The sequence below is a fragment of the uncultured Campylobacter sp. genome (assembly GCF_937921625.1).
GTDB lineage: Bacteria > Campylobacterota > Campylobacteria > Campylobacterales > Campylobacteraceae > Campylobacter_B.
In genome coordinates this window covers 1-2,900 of the sequence record NZ_CAKZTI010000022.1, presented here as the reverse complement: position 1 = coordinate 2,900, position 2,900 = coordinate 1, and the positions used below count along the sequence as shown (strand labels likewise).

Here is a 2,900-nt window from a genome sequence, read left to right as displayed (position 1 = left end):
GGGCAAAAATTTTTACTAGCAAAATTCTGCGTAAAATCACAAAATTCTGCCCTACGAAAGCATCTGAAATCCCCCCGCGACAAAATGAAATTTATATAAAAATTTATCTGGATTTTATACCGATCAGCTATAATTCCGCTATTCTAATCCCGCATATTTTGTGGAATTTTCAAGGAGAAAAAATGCTTAAACTTCACTCAATCCTTCTTGGTACAGTGCTTTGCGCTAGCCTGGCTTTTGCAGATCGCACGATTACCGATCAGCTCGGTCGCAAGGTCACGATCCCGGATCAAGTAAATCGTATCGTCGTGCTACACCACGAAGCGCTCAATGTCTTAAACGAAATCAACGCCCAAGATAAGGTCGTAGGCATCCTAAAAAGCTGGGAGCAACGCCTAGGCAAAGAGTATAATCGTTTGGCACCGAGTTTTAAAAACCTACCTAATCCGGGCGATATCAAAGATGTCAATTACGAAGCCCTGCTTAGTCTAAAGCCCGATGCGGTCGTAGTGGTCAACTACTTCCCTAAAGAATATATCGCTAAAATGGAGGAGTTAAAAATCCCGGTCGTAGGCATTTCGTTTTTTAGCTCTGCACAAGAGGAAAAAGCTAAGCTAAATCCGACCTTTAAAGATGAGCGCGATAGCTTCGCTGCTTACGATGAGGGCTTTTACGAGGGGGTTAAAATTCTAGGCGAACTAAGCAATCACGAAAAGGATGCCGCTGAACTAATAGATTTCGTTAAAAAATCACAAGCTGATTTAAATGCCAAATTTAGTAATTTTATCGTAGATAAAAGACCTAGAGTTTATATGGCAAATCCTGATCTTACGACCTACGGTAGCGGCAAATATACTGGCGTAATGTTAGCAAGAGCGGGTGCGACGAACGTCGCCGCTGCAGATATAAAGGGCTACAAACAGGTTTCGCCGGAGCAAATTTTAGCATGGAATCCGCAGATTATCTTAGTGCAAAACCGCTATCCTCAAGTACCTGCCGAACTTAAGGCAAACCCTGCGCTAAAAGGTCTTAGCGCCGTGAAAGAGGATAGAATTTATCTAATGCCCGAATTCGTTAAAGCATGGGGTCATCCGACTGCCGAAGCAATGGCGCTTGGTGAGGAATGGCTTGCGATGAAACTTTATCCGCAAAATTTTAAGGACGCAAACTTTGATAAAAAAGTAGAGGAATTCTACGAGAAATTTTACCGCGTCAAATATCAAAAATAATGCTAAACGTAATCCTTCTTCTTTTTTGGGTAGTGCTGGCGCTAATCTCGCTCGCTAGTGGGCAGTTTCATATACCGTTAGAAGAAATTTTTAAAATTCTCTTTAGCGGAGGCGGCGATGAAGCTGCCAAAAGTGTGATGATGGATGTTAGAATTCCGCGCATTCTACTCTCCAGCCTTTGCGGTGGAGCGCTTGCTATCGCGGGTTTGAGCTTGCAGGCGGTATTTAAGAACCCGCTCGTTGGCCCGCACATCGTAGGCGTTAGCACTGCAGCGGCATTCGGCGGCGCGCTTTGTATTTTGCTAGGATTTAGCGGCTTATGGCTTGCGGGGTTTGCATTTTGCTTCGGACTTGCGGCGCTATTTTTGCTCTATCTTTTGGCAAAATTCGTAGCACGCGCTGATATTTTCTCACTCATTTTAGCAGGTATAGTCATTAACGGCGTATTTGCCGCACTTACGAGCTTGGTGCAGTATCTGGCAGACGATGAGGAAGTACTGCCTAATATCGTTTTTTGGCTACTGGGAAGCTTCGTAAGCGCAGGATACGATAAAGTAATTTTAATGTGCGCGATCGCCCTGCCCGCTTCTGCAGTCTTAATCGCGCTGAGATGGCGGTTTAATCTACTCAGCCTAAATGATGATGATTTGCGCGTGCTAGGTGTGGATGTTAAATTTCTGCGCTGCACGATCCTAGCACTTTGCACCGCTCTGATCGCCGTACAAGTTAGCGTCAGCGGAAATATCGGCTGGGTAGGTCTTGTAGTGCCGCACGCCACCAGGCTCATCGCGGGCAGCGACCACGTAAAGCTAATGCCTGCCTGCTTCATTGCAGGAGCGATCTTTATGCTGGCAATCGACGATCTATCTCGCTCGCTAAGTAGCGCCGAAATTCCTTTAGGAATTCTATCCGCTCTCATCGGAAGCCCGATCTTTGCCATACTTCTAAAAAGGAGTGCCAAAAATGCAAAATCTAATTGAGGTAAAAAATGCTGGCTTTTACTACGAGGCGGAAAAATTCTGCTTTCGCAACTTAAGCTTCGAGCTTGCCAGCTCTCAAACATTAGCGATTTTGGGCTTAAACGGGCAAGGCAAAAGCACGCTAATGTCGTGTATGATGGGGATTTTGCAGCCTAAAGAAGGCGAGATCGTGCGCAAGGCAAAATTTGCTTTCTTGCCGCAGAGCTTTAATGTCGCGTTTGATTACAGCGTGCTTGACATCGTACTGATGGGGCGAGTACGTGATATCTCCCTCTTTTCAAAACCAGGCAAAAAGGATATTCAAATCTGCCTTGACGCTCTGGATACGTTAGGCGTCGCCCATCTGCAAAAGCGCAGCTTTAACGCCCTTAGCGGCGGGCAGAGGCAGCTCGTACTCTTTGCTAGAGCCCTAGCTAGCGGTAGCGACGTGCTGTTTTTGGACGAGCCTGCCAGCGCGCTTGATATCAAAAACCAAGACCGCGTGCTAAGCCTCATCGCAAATCTACGCTCAAATAGCGATGCGAGCATAGTTTTTACCACCCATCAGCCCAACCACGCCCTCGCAGTCGCCGATCGCACACTGATCTTGCGAAATGATCTTAGCTACAACTACGGCGCAAGCAACGAAATTTTAACCGAAGCCGCGCTTAGCTCGCTCTACGGCGTACAGATCAAAACGGCGGAATTTGAC

3 protein-coding genes are annotated in these 2,900 nt (G+C 46.4%); all 3 read left to right on the top strand.

Annotation, left to right across the window (positions count from 1 at the left end; all coding sequences use genetic code 11):
- Window positions 1-182: 182 nt before the first annotated feature.
- Window positions 183-1,229 (top strand): ABC transporter substrate-binding protein, encoded by a 1,047-nt coding sequence (locus tag Q0101_RS02890; RefSeq protein ID WP_297942152.1) that lies wholly within the window; start codon window positions 183-185, stop codon window positions 1,227-1,229.
- On the top strand, window positions 1,229-2,209 hold the full coding sequence (locus Q0101_RS02885) for an iron ABC transporter permease (RefSeq protein WP_297942150.1): 981 nt from the start codon (window positions 1,229-1,231) through the stop codon (window positions 2,207-2,209). Before Q0101_RS02890 ends, Q0101_RS02885 begins: the two co-directional genes overlap by 1 nt.
- Window positions 2,193-2,900: ABC transporter ATP-binding protein (locus tag Q0101_RS02880; protein WP_297942147.1), on the top strand; the 708-nt coding region annotated here is incomplete at its 3' end. The genes Q0101_RS02885 and Q0101_RS02880, both read left to right, overlap by 17 nt.

Excerpts from the sequence above, each read along its gene's own strand:
- Q0101_RS02890 (WP_297942152.1), top strand. The coding sequence starts at position 183 with ATGCTTAAACTTCACTCAATCCTTCTTGGTACAGTGCTTTGCGCTAGC.
- Q0101_RS02885 (WP_297942150.1), top strand. The coding sequence starts at position 1,229 with ATGCTAAACGTAATCCTTCTTCTTTTTTGGGTAGTGCTGGCGCTAATC.